The following is an 18,700-nucleotide window of genomic DNA, read 5'->3' on the forward strand; positions in this document are numbered from 1 at the left end:
GTCTCCCGGCGGGAGAAGGGAAGCGCGTTAGCCCCTCTCCCATCGGGAGAGGGGTTGGGGTGAGGGTCCGGAGCGCGCAGCGCCGCGCAAGAACCCAGAGGCGTGCGCTTGTGGAGATGGATCGCTAGCTGCCGCACCCTCATCCGCCCCTGCGGGGCACCTTCTCCCGGCGGGAGAAGGGAAGCGCGTTAGCCCCTCTCCCACCGGGAGAGGGGTTGGGGTGAGGGTCCGGCGCGCGCAGCGCCACGCAAGAACGCATGTATCAACCGCTCCTATTCGATGACGGCGACCTCATAGCCTTCCCGCCGCTTTGACGCGCTTTTCCAATCCCGAATCCCCACTCCCCAATCCCACGTTCGTTGCATCAGCAACTGTGGCGCTGCCGCAAACCCTGTGCTATCACTACGTCCCATGAACGCTTCCTGCCGCAGCTTTTATTTTTGGTACTACGGTTTTCCGATGCCGCTGGCGGAGGAAGGATCGCGTTCACCCTGAAGGCAACTTCAGCCGCAATCCCGAAAGCCGCCAGCGAACCTGGCGGCTTTTTTCATGCCGCCGGATCTGGCCTCACCCAGCCCCCCGACGAGACATGCACATGGCCCCCCACACCGACGATCTGCGCATCCGCAAGATCGAACCGCTGACCCCGCCCTCCCAGTTGCTGGCGCTGCTGCCCTGCGACGAGGAGGCCTCGCAGACCGTCGCCGCCTCGCGCGCGGCGCTGCACGAGATCCTGCACGGCCGCGACGACCGCCTGGCAGTGGTGATCGGCCCGTGCTCGATCCACGACCCGGTCGCGGCGATGGAGTACGCGCAGCGCCTGCGCCCGCTGCGCGACACCTACGGCGATGCGCTGGAGATCGTGATGCGGGTGTACTTCGAGAAGCCGCGCACCACGGTCGGCTGGAAGGGCCTGATCAACGATCCCAATCTCGACGGCAGCTTCGACATCAACAAGGGCCTGCGCCTGGCGCGCGGCCTGCTGCGCGACATCAACCGCCTCGGCCTGCCGGCCGGTGTTGAATTCCTCGACATCATCTCGCCGCAGTACATCGCCGACCTGGTGGCCTGGGGGGCGATCGGCGCGCGCACCACCGAGAGCCAGGTGCACCGCGAGATGGCCTCGGGCCTGTCGTGCCCGGTGGGCTTCAAGAACGGCACCAGCGGCGACGTCAAGATCGCCGTCGATGCCGTCGGCGCGGCCTCGCATCCGCACCATTTCCTGGCGGTGACCAAGGACGGGCAGACCGCGGTGGCGGCGACCGCCGGCAACCCCGACTGCCACGTGATCCTGCGTGGCGGCACCCAGCCCAACTACGACGCCGACAGCGTCGCTGCGGCGGCGCAGGTGCTGGAGAAGGCGGGCCTGCCGGCGCGGCTGATGGTCGACGCCAGCCACGCCAACAGCGGCAAGAATCCGGACAACCAGCCCAAGGTGATCGAGGACATCGCACGCCAGCTCGAGGCCGGGCAGACCCGCATCGTCGGCGCGATGATCGAGAGCCACCTGCACGGCGGCCGCCAGGATCTGGTGGCGGGCCAGCCGCTGGTCTACGGGCAGAGCATCACCGATGGCTGCATCGACTGGGACCATTCCGTGCAGGTGCTGGAGCGACTGGCGCAGGCGGTGCGCGCGCGGCGCCAGGCGCGGGTGGCGCAGGCAGCCTGAGGACGATGGTGCGGGAAGCGCACGCAGCCAGACCGGCTGCGTGCGTGGAGGGCGGGAACCGCCCGAAGAGGGGCCGGCCGCGCCGCCGAATGCGAAGGGAGAGAGCTTCGGTGTCGACGGCTGCGTACCGGTGATGACGTTATCCGCCCGTCCGGTGGCTGCGGTATGCCGCCGTGTGGCAGCGGCTGGCAAGGTGTTCGCAGCGCGTTAAAGGCCGTTGTCGCTGGTTCAGCGCGGGCGCGAGGAGCGGCACGACAGCACATGCGTTCGTCGGGTAGTGATGAAGCTTGGGAACACAGCAGGGATCGTTTGCCAGGCTCGCCAGGTGCGCGCGACAACATGGTCTGGCCAACAAGGCGACCGCGGTTGCGTGAGCGCACCGGCGACACCGTTGCTGGCGAATCCGGCCGCCACGTCGATAATGGGCGCATGGCCGCCGACACGCCCTGGTTCCTGTACCTGCTCGAATGCCGCAACGGCAGCTACTACGCCGGCATCACTCCCGACCTGCACGCACGCTTCCAGGCGCACCTGCGCGGCACCGGCGCCAAGTACACCCGCGCCAACCCGCCGGTGCGGCTGCTGGCCAGCCGCGCCTATCCCGACCGCGCCGCTGCCTCGCGTGCCGAATACGCCCTCAAGCAGCTGCCGCGTGGCCGCAAGCTGGCGTTCCTGTCCGCGCCGGCGTCCGACAGCCCGCAACCGACCGCCGAATCCGCAGCAGTGTAGGAGCGGCTTCAGCCGCGACGGCTCTACCGGTTACGCCTCTCGCGGCTGAAGCCGCTCCTACAAGGGCGCGGGGCGTTCGCGCAGATGTCCGGATGGAGGATGGCTGCACTGTGGGAGGGACTTCAGTCCCGACGCGATACGTTCGAACGCCTCGACAATCGCACCAGGCATGCCGCTATCCGCAGCAGGCACGCCCGCGAGGCACGACCCGCCTCAGCGACTGGGCCAATGCCACGCCGGGCGGTCGAGCGCGCGCAGGCCGGCGACGTCGGTCTGGCCGTGCTCCTTGATCAGCAGGTGGTGCAGGCAATCGGGCTGCTGCTCCAGCGCCGCGATCAGCCGGCTGGCATGCGAGACCACGATGATCTGCGCCTGCCGCGCGGCGCTGCCGATCAGCCGCGCCAGCGCAGGCAACAGGTCCGGATGCAGGCTCGCTTCCGGTTCGTTGAGCACCAGCAGTTCCGGCGGACGCGGACTCAGCAGCGCGGCGATCCACAGCAGATAGCGCAAGGTGCCGTCGGACAGCTCCGCCGCCGACAGCGGCCGTAGCAGGCCATGCTGATGCATCGCCAGGTCGAAGCGCCCGGCATGCACCTCGATCGTCAGCCGCGCGCCGGGAAAGGCATCGTCCACCGCCGCATGCAGGCCGTCGGCATCGCCGATCTCCAGGATGGTCTGAATGGCCGCGGCGAGGTCGGCGCCGTCGTTGCTCAGCACCGGCGTATGCGTGCCGATCTGCGCCATGCGCGCCGGTGCCGCCGCGTCGGTGCGGAAGTGATCGTAGAAGCGCCAGCGCCGGATGTTCTCGCGCACCTGGTGCATCTCCGGTGCCGCGCGCGGATCGGAGAACTGCGCCAGCACGCTGTCGAAACTGGCGATGCCGGCGCCGGCATCGGTCCAGCCATCGTCCTGGGTGCGCAGACGTACCGCCGGCCCGTTGCGGTCCACCAGCAGGTTGGACTGGCGTAGCCAGGGGCCGGCCCAGATGCATTCGCGCTTGATCTGCGGATCCAGCCCGAAGGCCGAGGCCGAGGGCGTCGGCAGGCCCAGGTCGATGGCATAGCCGAACGCGTCGCTGGCGTAGCCCAGTTTCAGCCCGACGGCCTGCTGCCGCACCGTGCCCTCCACCGGATGCTCGCCGCGCCGGACCGCGCGGCTCAGCGTCTCCGGGCCGGCCCACAGCGCCGACGGCAAACCGCCTTCGCGGGCCAGCGCGGCGATCACCCCGCCCTGGGCGGTGTCGGCGAGCAGGCGCAGCGCGCGATAGACGTTGGACTTGCCGCTGCCGTTGGCCCCGGTGATCAGGGTCAGCCCGGCCAGCGGCAGCACCAGCTCGCGCAGGGAACGATAGGAGGAAACCGCCAGGGTGGTCAGCATCGGCGCAGCATACCCACTGTCGGCGCCCCGCTCAGCCGCCCGCGTGCATCGTCCCGGTGTCCAGCCAGCGCTGGTGCCAGGACAGCGCCTCAGGCAGAAGATGCGGGGTGTGCTTGCCGTAGCTGGCGTGCAGGGCGCGATCGAAATAGTCCTGCAGCTGCGCGCGGTAGCTCGGGTCCACGCAGTGCGTGAGCAACTGCTGCGCGCGCTGCCGCGGCGGCAGGCCACGCAGGTCGGCCAGGCCATGCTCGGTGACGATGATGGAGACGTCGTGCTCGGTGTGGTCGACGTGGCTGACCATCGGCACGATCGACGAGATGCTGCCGTTCTTCGCGGTGCTGGGGCTGAGGAAGATCGACAGGAAACCATTGCGGGCGAAGTCGCCTGAGCCGCCGATGCCGTTCATGATGCGGCTGCCCATCACGTGGGTGGAATTGACGTTGCCGTACAGGTCGGCCTCGATCATGCCGTTCATGCCGATGCAGCCCAGCCGCCGCACCAGTTCCGGATGGTTGGAGATCTCCTGCGTGCGCAGGATGATGCGCTCGCGATAGAAATCGATGTTGCGCTTGAACTCCTCGTTGGCCTCCGGGCTCAGCGCGAAGCCGGTGCACGAGGCGACCTTGAGCACGCCGCTGCGCAGCAGGTCGAGCATGCCGTCCTGTATCACTTCGGTGAACGCGCTGAGATCGCGGAAGCCGCTGCTGGCAAGCCCGGCCAGCACGGCGTTGGGGATGTTGCCCACGCCGGACTGCAGCGGCAGCAGGTTGGGCGGCAGCCGGCCCTTGCCGACCTCGTGCTGGAAGAACGCGATCAGGTGCTCGGCGATGCGCTGGCTGGTGGCGTCGGCCGGAGTGAAGGGGCTGTTGCGGTCAGGGCCGTGGGTGCGCACCACCGCCACGATCTTGTCCGGGTCGCAGCGCAGCGACGGCTCGCCGATGCGGTCGTCGGCATGCAGCAACGGGATCGGTTTGCGGTGTGGTGGCAAGGCGGTGCCGTAGTACACGTCGTGCATGCCGTCGATGCCGGCCGGCTGCCAGTCGTTGACCTCGACGATCACCTTCTTCGCAAGGTCCAGCCAGGTCTTGTTGTTGCCGATCGAGGTCGACGGGATCAGGCTGCCGTCTTCGCGGATGCCGGACACTTCCACCACCGCCGTGTCGATCTGCCCGTAGAAGCCGAACCACACGTGCTGGGCGACATGGCTGAGATGGATGTCGATGTAGTCCAGGCTGCCGGCGTTGATGCGCTGGCGCGCGTCCGGGTCGGACTGGAACGGCATGCGCAGGGCGATGCCGTCGGCCTTGGCCAGCGCGCCGTCCAGTTCCGGCGCGGTGGAGGCGCCGGTCATCAGCTGGATCTTGAACGGCTGGCCCTGCAGGTGCGCCGCCTCGATGCGCTGCGCCAGCGCCATCGGCACCGCCTTGGGATAGCCGGAGCCGGTGAAGCCGCTCATCGCCACCGTCTCGCCCGGCTGGATCAACGCCGCCGCGGCCTCGGCGCTGACGATGCGCTCGCGCAGGCGGGGATGGAGGATGCGTTCGGCGGACATGCGGCGACCATGACGTGGGAAGGGGACGGCAATTATCGCGGCTCGGGACCCGGCCCGCCCTGGGGTGCGTCCCCACTTTCCGCGCCTGTCGCGCGGCAGCGCATGCGGGCGCCACCAAAATGCAGAGATGCGGACGCACGCCACGGTCTGCGCGATGTGTGCGGCGCTGCGCGCACCGGACCCTCACCCCAACCCCTCTCCCGGTGGGAGAGGGGCTCTGGCTTCTCCCTTCTCCTGGTGGAGCCCGGCATTGCGACGGTGGGACGCAGCGCGCGCGCCGCCGGTGCAACGGACGCGATCTGGCGGCCATGCGTGCACCGCCACGCAACGCCGGGTGCGCGCCACTGCCGCTTTCACGCGCTCCACGCCGTGCCGCGGCGATAGTGCGGCGGTGCCGCTCCTCACTCGCCCACTGACTGCCGTCCACGCGCGCTACCGGCGTTTGCCGCGCGGCTGGCGCCTGCTCCTGCGTGGCCTGCTGATCGCCTACCTGCTGTACCTGTTGGCCGGCAACGTGTTCCTCAACACGCCGCTGTTCGACCTGGCCACCAACCGCAAGCCGGAGAAGTTCCGCATGCACACCGGGCCGGCAATCACCGTGCTGCCCGGCTTCATCACCGCCTGGAACGTGCGCATGCGCGGCCATGTGCAACGCAACGTCTGGCAGGTGCGCGCCGACCGCGTCAGCGCGCGCATCGCGCTGCTGCCGCTGCTGCATCGCGAAGTGCGCCTGCCGTGGATGGAAGCGGTGAACGTGATCGGCGAGATGGACCGCGTCGAGGAGATGATCCCGCCACCGCCGCCCAGCGACCAGGGCTGGACCCTGCGCTTCGATGCGATCCACAGCGGCACGCTGCGCCGTGCGCGCTTCGGCGATCTGGCGATCGAGGGCAAGGGCCACGGCACCGTCGGCTTCCTCAAGCAGTTGCGCGGCGGCCCGTCGGAGCTGTTCCGCTCGCAGATCGTGTTCGAGGACGCCAGCGTGCGCTACGGCAAGCGCCAGATCGCCGACCAGGCCACGCTGGACGCGCGCTTCTCGTTCCCGCGCCACTACCGCGCGCAGGCGCCGGGGCTGCGCAAGCTGGATATCACCGACCTGGCGCTGCGCGTGCACGGACGCAGCGTGGCGCTGCGCATCGACACCGCCGGCGACACCACCAAGCTGAGCACCGAACCTGGGCTCGGTCACATTCAGGCCGACCTGCACCTGCTGCGCGGCGCGCTGCAGCCCGGCAGCACGCTCAACTGGCGGGTGCCGTTGCATGCCGGCGTCGGCGCCACCGATCGCGGCGTGCTGGCGCTGCTGCTGGACGTGGAGGGCGACAGCATCCGCGCACGCGCGCGCCTGCCCGGCCAGGTCGATCCGCGCAGCATGCTCGATGCCGACCTGCGCATCGCCGGGCGCCAGGTGCCGTTCGCCGACCCGGCGGCGCTGCTGCCGCGCACCTCCGGCCGCGTGCAGGGGCGCTGGCATTTCGAATCGTTGAACTGGATCAGCGACCTGCTGGTGCGCAAGCCCTGGTTCCAGCTCGACGGCGGCGGCGACGTCGCCGCCGATCTGCTGCTGCGGCAGGGCGCGCTGCAGCCCGGCAGCCGTCTCGACGTGCCCGACGTGCAGGCGGTGGCGGAGATCATGCGCGTGCGGCTGAGCGGCAAGGCGCAGGCGGTCGGCCGCATCGTCGGCAGCGCCGAACAGCCGCGCACACAGTTGGATGTGCGCATGCGCCGTTTCGTGCTGGCGCCGCTGGCCGAGCCGAAGGCGAGTTTCGTCGAAGGCGAGAACCTGCAACTGGACTTGCAGGGCGATGGCGCACTGGCCACCTTGCGCGATTCGTTGCAGGCGCGGTTGCGCTTCGCCGACGCGCGTGTGCCCGACCTGCGTGCCTACAACCGCTACCTGCCGGCGGCGCAGGTGCGCGTGCTCGGTGGCGACGGCCGGCTCAGCGGCGACCTGCAGTTGGACGCGTCCGGCCAGGTCGGCCAGGGCAGCGTGCGCGTGCTCGGCCGCCAGGCGCGGCTGCAGACCGCGGGCCTGGAACTGGCCGGCGATCTCGACCTGGACGCGCGGCTGCGCCGCGCCGAACTGCAGGACAAGCGCTTCGATCTGAGCGGCAGCACGCTGCGCCTGCAGGGCGTGCGCTACGGCACCCAGCCCAAGCAAGGCGACTGGTGGGCCACGCTGCGCATTCCGCAGGGCCGCATCGCCGCGGCGGCGCCGGTGCAGGCCGATGCGCAGGTGCAGATGCAGATGCGCGACGCCGGCCCGGTGCTGGCGGTGTTCGCGCAGCACAGCGATGCGCCGGCGTGGTTGTTGAAGCTGGCCGACGCCGGCCAACTGCAGGCCAGCGGGCAGTTGCGCTGGCGCAAGGACGCGCTATGGCTGGATCGGGTCTCGGCAGAGAACGAACGGGTGGCCTTGCGCGCGCGCCTGCGCGTCGGCGACGCCGGAACGCAGGGCGATCTGTATGCGCGCTGGGGCGTGCTCGGCGTGGGCGTGGCCTTGCGCGGCGAACAACGGCAATGGCATCTGCTCGGCGCGCGCGAATGGTACGACAAGCAACCGGCGTGGCTGCCAGAGGCGCCGGCACCGGCCGCATCGCCCTAGCGCGACGGCGAACGCGTCGTGCCGTGCGCCGCGATCAGTGCACCGGCCAAGGGTGGGGCAATGCATCGCGGCGCCGGGAATACGCGGACATGCACAAGGCGCGCATCCGCCCGCTGTTCCCATTCCCTATTCCCGTTTCCCCATTCCCGCCAACACCGCAGAATGTACTGCCCGGTATCGTTTTGCAGTGCAGCGTGCAATGTCCAAAAAAAGCGCCCAAGATCGCCCTGCATCCCGACGTGGGGGAGGGAGCAAAGCCCGCTGGCAGTTCGCTGCAAGCGGGCTTTTTTATTGCCTGTTTCCCGGGCTGGGGCGAGCGCGGACACGGTGCGACGGCGTGGTCTGGGATGTCGATCCCGTCATCCGGCGCAGTGGCGTCGATGCGCCACGTTTCGGGGACGTCTTCGCTGGCCGTATCGGGTACGGCCAGCGTGCAGCTTCCGCGATGGCGTCAGGTCGGCATGGCCTGCGACGGCGGTTCCGGCGACGGCGGCAGTTCCGGCCGGGTCGGATCCACGGTCAGCGGCTCGTCGCTGCGCAGCAGCGCGTGCGCCTCGGCTTCGCTGGCGACCGCTGGCGGCGAGCCGCGCAGCGGCAGGCCGGCGGTTTCGCGCACGAAGACCATCGTCGCGATGCCCACCACCGCCGCACCCATCAGGTAGTACGCCGGCACCAGCGGATCGCCGGTGCGCTCGACCAGCCACGCGGTGACCAGCGGGGTGGTGCCGCCGAACAGCGACACCGACACGTTGAAGGCGATCGACAGCGCGCTGTAGCGCACCGGCGTGTAGAACAGCGCCGGCAAGGTGGACGGCATCGAGCTGGTGAAGCACACCAGGGCCACGCCCAGCAGCATCAGGCCGAGGAAGATCAGCCAGTCGTTGCCGGTGCCGATCAGCAGCAGGCACGGTATCGCCAGCACCAGCAGCGCGATGCATGCGCCGATCACCATCGGCCTGCGTCCCAGGCGATCGCTGAAGAGTCCGCCGACCACGTTGAGCGGCATCATCACCAGCATCACGATGATGATCAGCAGCAATCCCTTGCTCTCGGCATAGCCCATCGTGACGCTGAGATAGCTGGGCATGTAGGTCAGCAGCATGTAGTCGGTGACGTTGAAGACCAGCACCAGGCCCACGCACTTGAGCAGCTGCGGCCAGTGGATGCGGAACAGCGCGCCCAGGCCCGGCGCGTCGTGTTCGCGCTTCTCCGCCTCTTCGGCATAGGCCTGGAACGCCGGGGTTTCCTCCAGCTTCATGCGCATGTACAGGCCGAGCAGGCCCAGCGGGCCGGCGATCAGGAACGGCACGCGCCAGCCCCAGTCGAGCATCTGCGCATCGCTCAGCGCGACGTGCAGCGCGGTCACCGTGGCGGCGCCGGCGATGTAGCCGGCCAGCGTGCCGAACTCCAGCCAGCTGCTCATGAAGCCGCGGTTGCGGTCGGTCGAATACTCGGCGATGAAGGTCGCCGCGCCGCCGTATTCGCCGCCGGTGGAAAAGCCCTGCACCAGCCGCGCCACCAGCAACAGGATCGGCGCCCAGATGCCGATGCGTTCGTAGGAGGGGATCAGGCCGATCGAGAACGTGCCCAGCGCCATCAGGATCATGGTCGCGGCCAACACTTTCTGCCGGCCGTAGCGATCGCCCAGCGGGCCGAACACCAGCCCGCCCAGCGGACGCACCAGGAACGCCACGGTGAAGGTCGCGAACGTGGCGATCAGCTGCGCGGTCGGGTTGGTGCTGGGGAAGAACACGTGGCCCAGGGTCACGGCGAGATAGCCGTACACGCCGAAGTCGAACCATTCCATCGCGTTGCCCAGCGCCGCCGCGCCGACCGCCCGTTTGAGCATGGGTTTGTCGACGACGGTGACTTCTTCCACCCGCAGTTGGCGGCGGCGCTTGAACCATCCGAAATGGGCGTGGAACTCCGACATGTCTTCTCCTGTCTGGAACGGTGAGGTCATGACCCCCGGCCCGCACAGGGCAGGCAAAGCAAGACGGAAGGGCGCAAGAGGCGCCGCACTGGTCTGCGGGGGCACGATCCCGGATGGCCGCGTCAACACCACGACGCCGCGGGATCGAAGAGACGGAGCGGATGCGCGTGATCACGCGGGGCTCCGTCGAGGGGCGCATGATACACCATCGCCCGATTCGGCCGGGCGGCAGGGTCTGCGAAACGCGGCGAATATGGCGTGAAACGCTGCGTATTGCGGCGATGTGCGGCAACGCGTGGCGCGTGCGGCGCCGTGTTTGCGACGCCTCAACCGCGCCGCCGACGCGCAGCGGGCATTGCCTCGAGACACGCCTGGCGCGTGGTGCTGCGTGCACGCGAATGGTGGCGTGTCGCTATGAGCCGATCGCAGTTGTATTGGGGGCGCGATGCTGAGAGTTGCATGGCGATGGCAGAGGTACCTGTAGGAGCGGCTTTAGCCGCGATGGGGCGTTCCCGGGAATGCCTATCGCGGCTAAAGCCGCTCCTACGACGTGATGTTGTTCGCGACGAGCCGCGAAACGCATGCGCTGTTGGATGTGCCTGAACGCCCGGGATGCCAGAATCGCCCAATGTCCAACACTTCCGTCGCCGTTCCCGCCGCCCTGCAGCCCACACTCGATCGCGGCCTGGCGCGCCTGCGCCAGGCCATGGCCGCGCAGCCATGGCCATCTTTCCCCGATTTCGAGCCTGCGCTGGCGCGTGCACTGCTGGCCAGCGATTTCCTGCTCGACACGCTGTGCCGGCAGCCGTCCTTGCTCGCGCACCTGGCGCAGCCGGACCCGCCGCCGTTGCCGCTGCCGCAGCTGGATCCGGCGCAGCCCGCCGCGTGGCCGGCGCAGTTGCGTCGCTACCGTGCCGCGGCTTCGGCGCGGCTGGTGTGGCGCGACGTGCTGGGGCTGGACGATGTCGATGCCACCCTGGCCGGCAGCACGCGCTTGGCCGAGGACTGCCTGGCGCAGGCGCTGCAGGCGCTGGAGGGCGAATTCGCCGCGCGCCACGGCGTGGTGCGTGCCGCCGACGGCAGCGTGCAGCGGCTGGTGGTGTTCGGCCTGGGCAAGCTCGGCGGCGGCGAACTGAATTTCTCCTCCGACGTGGACCTGGTCTACGCCTATCCGCAGGGCGGCGAGTCCGATGGCACGCGGGCGCTGGCCGCCGAGGAATACTTCGCGCGGCTCGGCCAGCGCCTGGCGCGGCTGCTCGACGAGACCACCGCCGACGGCTTCGCGCACCGCGTGGACCTGCGCCTGCGCCCGTTCGGCACGGCCGGCCGGGTGGCGCTGTCGTTCGCCGGCATGGATCAGTATTTCCAGCGCGAAGGCCGCGACTGGGAACGCTATGCCTGGCTGAAGGCACGCGCGGTGGCCGGCGACATCGCCGCCGGCGAGGAGTGGCTGCAGGCGCTGCGCCCGTTCGTGTACCGGCGCTATCTCGACTACACCGCGCTGGACGGCCTGCGCGAGATGAAGGCAGCGATCACCGCCGAGGTCGCGCGCCACGACCGCCTGGACGACATCAAGCGCGGCGCCGGCGGCATCCGCGAAATCGAGTTCCTGGTGCAGTCGCTGCAGTTGATCCGCGGCGGCCGCGAAGCCGCCTTGCGTGAGCGCCGCCTGTTGCCGGCGCTATGCGCGCTGGTTGCCGCCGGCCAGGTCGCGGCCGAGGACGGCGCTGCGCTGGCGCAGGCCTACCGCTTCCTGCGCCGGGTGGAGAATCGCCTGCAGATGTTGCGCGATGCGCAGACCCATGCGCTGCCGGAGGATCCGCTGGACCGCGCACGCATCGCCTTCGGCCTCGGCTATGCCGACTGGGCCGCGCTGCACGCGGCGCTGCAGGTACAGCGCGACCGCGTCGCTGCCGAGTTCGCCGAACTGCTGGCGCCGCGTGAACGCACGCTGGCGCCCGATGCGCTGGCCGACTACTGGCGCGGCCTGCCCGATGGTGGCCAGGTGCAGGTGCTGCGCGCCGCTGGTTTCGCAGACCCTGACGGCGCCGACCAGGCCTTGCGCGGCTTCGTGCAGTCGTTGGGTGTGCGCAGCCTGTCCGATGCCGCGCGCGCGCGCCTGGACCGGGTGTTGCCGGCGCTGCTGCACGCCGCGGCGCGCTCGGCGCAGGCCGATGCCGCCTTGCATCGCGTGCTCGGCCTGCTGCAGGCGATCCTGCGCCGCGCCAGCTATCTGGCCCTGCTCGACGAACAGCCCAGCGCGCTGGCTCGGCTGGTCGATGTGCTGGCGCGCAGCGCGTTCCTGTCCGAACGGCTGGCGGCGCACCCGCTGCTGCTGGACGAACTGCTCGACAGCCGCGTGGACGGCCCGATGCCGGATCTGGCGGCGATGCAGCGGTTGTGCGATGCCGCGGTCGCCGCGGCCGGCGATGATCCGGAAGCGGCCTTGCGCGGCCTCAACGAAGCGCGCCAGGCGCTGAGTTTCCGCATCGCCCTGGCCACGCTGGATCGGCGCCAGCCTGCACTCGACAGCGCTCGCCAACTGGCGCAGCTGGCCGAAGCGGTGGTGCTGACCGTGTTGCGCCTGGCCCGCGCCGAGCTGGTCGCCGCGCACGGCGAGGTGCCGGGCGGCAGTTTCGCCATCGTCGGTTACGGCAGCCTCGGTGGCGTGGAGCTGGGCATCGGTTCGGATCTGGACCTGGTGTTCCTGTACGACCATCCGCCGGGTGTGGAAGCCTCGGCCGGGCCGCGGCCGCTGGAGAGCGGGCGTTGGTTCGCGCGGCTGGCGCAGAAGGTGATCGCCCTGCTCGGCGCGGTCACCGGCGGCGGGCGCCTGTACGACATCGACGTGCGCCTGCGCCCGGACGGCGGCAAGGGCGCGCTGGTGTCGTCGCTGGCCAGCTACCGCGAGTACCAGCGCGATCGCGCCTGGACCTGGGAGCACCAGGCGCTGGTGCGCGCGCGCGGCGTGGCCGGCGATGCGGCGCTGCTGCAGCAGTTCGAGCAGGTGCGCGCGCAGACCCTGGCACGCCCGCGCCAGGCCGCAGCGCTGCGCGAGGAAGTGCGCAAGATGCGTGCGCGCATGCGCACCGAGCTGGACCGCAGCGATGCCGCGCGCTTCGACCTCAAGCAGGGCGCCGGTGGCCTGGTCGACCTGGAGTTCCTGGTGCAGGCCGGCGTGCTGCTCGGTGCCGCGCAGCAGCCGGCACTGCTGGTGCCGCGCGACACTCCGGCGTTGATCGATGCGCTGGCGCACAGTGGCTGGCTGCCACCGTCCATCGCGGCGGGCCTGCATGCCGCGCACGCCACGCTGGTGGAGGCCGGCCTGGCCTGCACACTGGACCGGCGTCCGCGCCTGACCGCGCCTACCGCCGAGATCGCCGCGGCGCGTGCGGCGATTCGCCAGGCCGCGGCCGCCCTGGATCTGGTGTTCGTCGAAGGGCGTGCAGGCGATGAGGCGGCGCACTGAAGGCGCGGCGGACGCGCTGTGTCGAGAGGATGCTGCGGGTGCTGTCCAGCGCATGGGCATGGGCTGCGGGGTGCCACGGTCGCGAGAGCGGCAGGCTGTGTGGGAGCCGCTCTACCCAGGAGTGTGCATGCGTTGCGATGGCGCAGTGCAGCGCGTTCGACACCGCGCGTCGGGACTGAAGTCCCTCCCACAATGCAGTTCCCGGCAGCGTCGACGCCGCCACTGTAGGAGCGGCTTCAGCCGCGACGCGCGGAGGTGGAAGAGTGCAGCCCTAGTCGGCCGTCGGGACTGAAGTCCCTCCCACAATGCAGTTCCCGGCAGCGCCGACGCCGCCACTGTGGGAGCGGCTTCAGCCGCGACGGGTGGAGGCGGCGGATTGCCGCACTATCGATGTCTTACACAGCTACCGCGTCGGCGCCATGCGCCACAGCAGCGCGCGGAACGGCGCCAGCAGGCACACGCCGATGCCCAGTTTCACTGCCAGGTCGCCGGCGGCCCAGCTCAACCAGGGCAGCGCCGAGCCGGCGAAGGCGATCGACCAGAAGATCGTGGTGTCCAGGGTCGCGCTGCAGGTGGTCGCGACGATCGGCGCACGCCACCAGCGCCCGCGGCGCAGCCGGTCGAACACGGTGATGTCCAGCAGCTGCGCGGCGATGAAGGCCAGGCACGAGGCCGCGGCGATGCGCGGGGTGGCGATCCAGATCGACAGCAGCACCGCCAGCGCGAACCCGCACCAGGCTACCCGCCGCGCCGCGCGCGGGCCGAAGCGGCGGTTGATCAAATTGCTGACCAGGAACGCCAGCGGATAGCTGAAGGCGCCCCAGGTCAGCCAGTCGTTGATCGGGAACTGCACCAGCACGTTCGACAGCAGCACCACCGCGCCCATCGCCAGCACGGACAGCAGCAGCGCGCGCGGGGTTAGCGCGGCGAAGGTGGGCGAGGGAGCGGCGACGGAGGACACGGCGATCGAGGCAGGAGCGGTGGGCGCGCATTATCGCGGCCTGGACGCACCATGACCAATGCCGGGCGTGTGGACGATCTCAACGCACCCCTGCGTCGTAGGAGCGGCTTCAGCCGCGACAGGGCATTTCCCGATCTCGCGTGGTCGCGGCTGAAGCCGCTCCTACCGTGGGAAACCCCACGATGGGAACCGCGATTGCGATTCCCCAATCCCCGCTTCACCGCACCGGCACTGCCGGGAAGCTGCATTGTGGGAGGGACTTCAGTCCCCACCCGATGGCGCATCCGCTTCGCACAGTGCGCCCCCGGCCTCCACGCATCGCGGCTGAAGCCGCTCCTACAGGAGGAACGCCGCAATGGGAACCGCTGTTGCGATTCCCCAATCCCCAATCCCCAATCCCCACTCCCGGCCTCAGCGCGCCGGCGGCGGTGTCCCGTCCACCGCGGCGCGACCCATGGCCGGGTCGTCGGTGAAGAAGCCATCGATGCCTGCATCGATCAGCGCGCGCATTTCCTTCATGCTGCCGGCGGCGTTCACCGCGGCCGGGCCGCGTGCGTCCTGCAGCTGTTTGGGCAGGAAATAGTTCTCGGGCCGGAAGGTGTACGGAATCACCTGCAGGCCGGCCGCATGCGCGTCGGCAACGAAGGGCGTGGGCGCGGCCAGGGCGCCGTCGGCGGTCACCGGCACGATCGCGCGCAGATTCGGGCTGACCAGCTGTGCGTACCTGGCGATCGCGCGCAGGCCCTGCGCGCTGCCCATTTGCGCGTAGGTCGGGCCGTCGCGCAACTGGTCGCCTGGGCGCTCCTTGGGATCGCCCAGCAACTGCACCAGGCGCACGTTCGGATGGGTGTCGCCGAGTTTGCCGTGCAGATATTCCAGGTTGCCGATCTCGAACGACTGGATCACCACCGGCGCCTTGCGCGTGTAGACATGCGCATCGAGCGTGGCGACCACCTTGTCTTCCATCGCCAGGCCGAGCCCGCGGAAGTAGGTGCCGTGCTTGATCTCCGGGATCAGCCCGATCGGCCGCCCGCGCGTGGCCGACTCGGCCGCGGTGAAGTCGATGATCTCGTCCAGGGTCGGCACCTGGAACTGCCCGTCGAAGGCGGTGCCGCGCAGTTGCGGCAGGCGCTCGCGCGCGCGCAGGGTCTTCAGCTCGGCCAGGGTGAAGTCTTCGGTGAACCAGCCTTCCACGCGCTGTCCGTCGATCTGCTTGACGGTCTTGCGCGCGGCGAACTCCGGATGCGCGGCCACATCGGTGGTGCCGCCGATCTCGTTCTCGTGGCGCGCCACCAGCACGCCGTCCTTGGTCGATACCAGGTCCGGCTCGATGAAGTCGGCGCCGTCGGCGATGGCCTTGGCGTAGGAGGCCAGGGTGTGCTCGGGGCGCAGCGCGCTGGCGCCGCGGTGGCCGATCACCAGCGGCTTGCTCTCGCCCGGTGCGGCGGCCGGTGCGGCCGCCGCGGTGGTCGTCAACACGGCCATCGCGCATCCCAACAACCAGGAGGTGGATCGGATCATCGCATGCGTTCCGGTGCGGGGGCGGGCGGACAGGATGGACGCGCTCAGAAGCGCGCGTCCAGGGTCAGGAACGCCTGCCGCGGTGCGCTGGCATGGAAGGCCAGCGAACGGCCGTTCGGGTCGCTGTTGCTGAAGGCGGTGAGGTTGGAGGCATAGCGCTTGTCGGTGAGGTTGGTGACGTTCAACGACAGCTTCAGGTCCTGCAGGAACGACACCGCCCCGAAATCGTAGCCGGCGCCGGCATCGAAGGAGGTGTAGCCGCCGAAGCCCTGGTCGTTGGTGTAGGTGTAGTAGCGCTGGCCGGTGTACTTGCCGCGCAGGTTGGCGTTCCAGCCGTTCCAGGTCCAGCTGAGTTCGCTGGCGAACATGCGCTTGGGCGTGTCCACGGTGACCTTGCCGGCGGTGGGGATGACCACGCCGTTCTGCACGTAGTTGTCGTCGTAGGTGGAGCGGTTGATCGAGGCCGAGTTGTACCACTGCAGGTGCGCGTTCGGCTTCCAGATGAAGGTCAACTCGCCGCCGCGGCTGCTCACCGAGCCGACGTTGAAGAAGCGCGTGGTGCACGCCGGGGTGGTGCCCTGCTGGATGCTCGGGCACGGGTTGAGCGAGAGCAGGCGGTTGTCGAAGGTGACGTCGTAGCCGACCAGCGAGGCCTCGAACTGGTCGCGCACCAGGCGGTAGCCGGCTTCGAAGGTCTTGGACTTCTCCGGCTGCAGCGCGCCGACGCTGGCGTCGAACGAGGCCTGGGTGACCAGCAGCGGGCCGCCGGCGCCGCCGCCCTGGAACGCGGCGATGTTCTCGGCGTAGGAGGCGAACACTTCCTGGCCCTCGGCCAGGCGGTAGCGCACGCCGGCCTGCGGCAGCAGCGCCTTGCTGGCCTTCAGTTCGCCGTTGGCCACCGGCGCTTCCACCGCGATCCCCGGGGTCTCGCGCGCGGTCATCGTGGTGTGCGGGCTCTTGGCGCCGATGTCCAGGGTCAGGCGATCGTCGAGCAGCTTGAAGGTGCCCTGCACGTAGGCCTGCTTGGTGGTGATGACGTAGTCCTGCGAGAACAGCCGCCGGTTCGGGTTGCTCAGGAAGATGTCGTCGTCGATCGGGCCGTCGATCCAGTAGAAATTGCGCTCGACGTGGTGCTTGTTGCGCTCGTACCACACGCCCGCTTCCAGGTGGTGCGGGCCGATGTCCCAACCCAGCGAGGCGATGCCGCCGGTGCGGTTGATGGTGTAGTTGGTGCTGCGGATCGAGATCGGCAGTGCCTGCGGCGTGCCCGGGTAGGACGGCTGGCCCGGCGACCACCAGTGACCCTGGCCTTCGTTCTCGTGGTGGTAGACCTGGGTGTGCACGCTCACCGTATCCGACGGCTGGAAGTCGCCGGCCAGGTAGTACAGGTCGTCGTTGCGCAGCGCGCGGCTCTGGTAGTAGGCGTCGTCGGTGTTGTCCACGCCGCCGCTGTAGCCGCAACGGCTGGGGTCGCGCGTGGCCGGCGCGCAGTAGGCCGCGGCCAGCGCACGCTGCCAGTCCGGCGCGTACAGATTCCAGTCCCAGCCCAGGCCGCGGTGCAGGCCGCTCTTGGACAGGTAGGCGTAGTCGGCCTGCGAGGTGCGCGAGGTGTCGACGAAGGCGGTGATCTTGCCGCCCTCGAACTGGTACACGCCCTTGCCGTTGAACTGCGCGGTGTGGGTCGGCGATTCCGGCTTGGCCCACATGTCGGCGTCGGCGTAGATGCCGGACAGGTAGGCGGAGAAGCCGTTGTGCTCGCCGGTATCCAGGCGCAGGTAGGTGCGGCGGTTGTTGTCCGAACCGACGGTCTGCGCCAGGCGCACGCCGACCTCGGTGGACGGATCGTCCGAGTAGTACTGCACCGTGCCGCCGAGGTTGCTGGTGGAGGCGGTGCCCAGGCTGCCGATGCCCGAGGCCAGTTCCACGCCGCCGAAGTTCTCGGCGATCAGCGCGCGGCTGATGTTCAGGCCGTTGTAGTTGCCGTAGGCGTTGTCGCCCAGCGGCAGGCCGTCGAGCGTGTAGCCCAGGCGGGTGCCGTTGAAACCGCGCAGGCTGATGGTCTGCGATTCCTCGTTGGCGCCGAAGGCGTCGTTGGACTGCACGTTGACGCCGGGAATGCGGTTGAGCAGCTTCTGGATGCTGGTGCCCGGCGGCAGCACCGCCACGTCCTGCGCGGTGATGCGCTGCACCTGGCGGGTCTCGCCCTGGCCGATCACCGATACCGCGTCGAGTTGCTGCACGTCGGACGCAGCGCCATCGGCAGCGGCGGGCTCCGCGGCGGTGGCGGCGAAGGGCGACAACAGGGCGGCGAGGATCGCCGTGCTCAGCAGGGAATGGAGAGGCATGCGCAAGGGGATTCGTAAAGGAAGTGCGCACACGATGCGACAGCGACGTTGCAGGTTGGCGTCACCTGCGTTGCGTTTGTCATGCAGCGGTCCTGTGGCATGGCGTTCGCGGCGCATCCGCAAGGCGGGTCATGGCGGCAAGCAGGCCATCGCGCGCCATGCCGGAAGACACGGCGTGGCACCGCATGCCTCGACATCAATGCGATACAGAGTGTCGTCGATTGCCACGCATGGCGGGTGGCGAGCACATGTACGCGCATGTGTCAGAAACGCCGTGAAAAGCGCTGTTTACAAAGTCGAAAACGGCGCCGGCCGTCAAAGTTTTGTGGTGTATTCCTCCTCAATGATCAGGCCTCGCCCAAGCCCGACGACGTGCCGATGCGTGCAGACATGAGCAGGAAGCGCAGCGCATTTGTGTCGCTTGGATCATCGTCCGTGTCCATCTGCGCTGAATCGCCGTTCGTGTGCTGCGCTGAGTCCTCGCATCGACCGGCCTGCGTGCGCGCTGCGCGCGCCGTACCCTCACCCCAACCCCTCTC

The 18,700-nt window shown here is 69.5% G+C and carries 10 protein-coding genes; 4 read left to right on the top strand and 6 right to left on the bottom strand.

The window, feature by feature from the left end; translation table 11 throughout:
• The first annotated feature begins 595 nt into the window (after positions 1-595).
• Positions 596-1,669 carry a 3-deoxy-7-phosphoheptulonate synthase gene (locus tag FHR66_RS19960; RefSeq protein WP_160966527.1) on the top strand — a complete coding sequence of 358 codons (1,074 nt, stop codon included), beginning with the start codon at positions 596-598 and terminating at the stop codon, positions 1,667-1,669.
• A gap of 429 nt (positions 1,670-2,098) precedes the next feature.
• Positions 2,099-2,398, top strand: a complete 300-nt coding sequence (locus FHR66_RS19965; protein WP_160966529.1) for a GIY-YIG nuclease family protein — start codon at positions 2,099-2,101, stop codon at positions 2,396-2,398.
• A 213-nt stretch (positions 2,399-2,611) separates the two neighbouring features.
• Here FHR66_RS19965 and FHR66_RS19970 read toward each other — a convergent pair whose 3' ends face one another.
• Positions 2,612-3,775 carry an AAA family ATPase gene (locus FHR66_RS19970; protein ID WP_160966531.1) on the bottom strand — a complete coding sequence of 388 codons (1,164 nt, stop codon included), beginning with the start codon at positions 3,773-3,775 and terminating at the stop codon, positions 2,612-2,614.
• Between the two features lie 31 nt (positions 3,776-3,806).
• A complete protein-coding gene (locus FHR66_RS19975; protein WP_160966533.1) occupies positions 3,807-5,327 on the bottom strand; it encodes an acetyl-CoA hydrolase/transferase family protein in 1,521 nt (506 codons plus the stop codon).
• Between the two features lie 412 nt (positions 5,328-5,739).
• On the opposite strand from FHR66_RS19975, the gene FHR66_RS19980 reads away from it, so the two are divergent.
• Positions 5,740-7,932, top strand: a complete 2,193-nt coding sequence (locus FHR66_RS19980; RefSeq protein WP_202394642.1) for a hypothetical protein — start codon at positions 5,740-5,742, stop codon at positions 7,930-7,932.
• Positions 7,933-8,383: 451 nt separating this feature from the next.
• Here FHR66_RS19980 and proP read toward each other — a convergent pair whose 3' ends face one another.
• Entirely contained in the window at positions 8,384-9,865 is a 1,482-nt protein-coding gene (gene proP / locus FHR66_RS19985; RefSeq protein WP_167088057.1) for a glycine betaine/L-proline transporter ProP, read from the bottom strand.
• A gap of 628 nt (positions 9,866-10,493) precedes the next feature.
• Between proP and glnE the strand changes: the two genes are divergently transcribed.
• On the top strand, positions 10,494-13,334 hold the full coding sequence (glnE, locus tag FHR66_RS19990; protein ID WP_160966539.1) for a bifunctional [glutamate--ammonia ligase]-adenylyl-L-tyrosine phosphorylase/[glutamate--ammonia-ligase] adenylyltransferase: 2,841 nt from the start codon (positions 10,494-10,496) through the stop codon (positions 13,332-13,334).
• 403 nt (positions 13,335-13,737) lie between these two features.
• On the opposite strand, the gene FHR66_RS19995 is transcribed toward glnE, so the two are convergent.
• The 3 genes from FHR66_RS19995 to FHR66_RS20005 all read right to left on the bottom strand — a co-directional run bounded on the left by FHR66_RS19995 (position 13,738) and on the right by FHR66_RS20005 (position 18,161).
• Positions 13,738-14,295: a queuosine precursor transporter gene (locus tag FHR66_RS19995; RefSeq protein WP_160966541.1), complete on the bottom strand. Its 558-nt coding sequence runs from the start codon at positions 14,293-14,295 to the stop codon at positions 13,738-13,740.
• 411 nt (positions 14,296-14,706) lie between these two features.
• Positions 14,707-15,780: a glycerophosphodiester phosphodiesterase gene (locus FHR66_RS20000; protein WP_160970433.1), complete on the bottom strand. Its 1,074-nt coding sequence runs from the start codon at positions 15,778-15,780 to the stop codon at positions 14,707-14,709.
• 80 nt (positions 15,781-15,860) lie between these two features.
• On the bottom strand, positions 15,861-18,161 hold the full coding sequence (locus FHR66_RS20005; RefSeq protein WP_160970400.1) for a TonB-dependent receptor: 2,301 nt from the start codon (positions 18,159-18,161) through the stop codon (positions 15,861-15,863).
• Positions 18,162-18,700: the final 539 nt, after the last annotated feature.

The sequence above is a fragment of the Xanthomonas sp. F4 genome (assembly GCF_011761895.1).